The organism is Paenibacillus sinensis (genome assembly GCF_019904155.1).
GTDB lineage: Bacteria > Bacillota > Bacilli > Paenibacillales > Paenibacillaceae > Paenibacillus_AQ > Paenibacillus_AQ sinensis.
Window position 1 is genome coordinate 1 of sequence record NZ_JAHCMB010000055.1, and the last position, 892, is coordinate 892.

Genomic DNA, 892 nt, shown 5'->3' on the forward strand with positions numbered 1-892 from the left:
CATCCTTTAAGGAAAAGGTGAGACCCGCTTGTGAACTTTCCCTATGCTCATGATCTAAGTATTCGTAGTCACTCATCAGAAAACTGACTACCCCGCTTCGATTATAAGTGACTTTGTAGCCAGTGTAGAAGAAATAACGGTTTTTCTTAATAGGGAGACCGTTGGTTTTGATTTTCCTCTCAGCTGAAGCCAGAAAGCTCTCCGCTTGTTCCTTAAGTGCAGCATTGATAGCAGCTTGTGCATCGACATTCGTGAGGTTAGACACCTGCGGGTACACCATATTTACAGTAACAGAGTCATTTGCGATTTCTGAAGTCAATTGTGCAGCACTGATCGTTATATTATTAATTCCAACATTTGAAATATTAATAATGGAACTGGATTTGTCCCAGACGAGACGGTAGTTGAAAATTTCTGTCAAAGCCTTGATAGCCACATACGAAACACCGTTCAAGACTTTAGCATCATAGAGTTCTCCCAAATTACTGCCGTTTAACTTGACTAGAACACTGTCGTTACGAAAAATGTAGCTTGCGGTGGTTTTACTCAAGGTTACTACAACGGCATTATGGGCGGGATTGTATTTAACAGTGGCACCAAAAGCTTCCGCCACCTTCTTAAGCGGCAGAAATATTTTATCCGTACTATTATATATTATTCCTGGTATTGCTATGGGGCGACCTTCAATGTTTACATGGATCTCTGAGGATTTCACTGCTGTATCTGCTGCTGCATGGATGGCCGTGGAATGGAAGGGGAATACGCCTATGGACCCCGTTGCAGTGAGACCAATAGACAGGACTACTGTGGACATTCTATTGACGCTTGTTCTTTTTTTCACATCAGTGTTCATTATTTTCACTCCTTATGCTGCGGTTATTCCCCGTCAAAG

The 892-nt window shown here is 42.2% G+C and carries 1 protein-coding gene; it reads right to left on the reverse strand.

Annotated features, from left to right (window positions below; all coding sequences use genetic code 11):
• Window positions 1-853, reverse strand: an 853-nt coding sequence (locus tag KIH86_RS07695; RefSeq protein WP_223110365.1) for a PdaC/SigV domain-containing protein, incomplete at its 3' end; no start/stop codon positions are given.
• Window positions 854-892 lie beyond the last annotated feature (39 nt).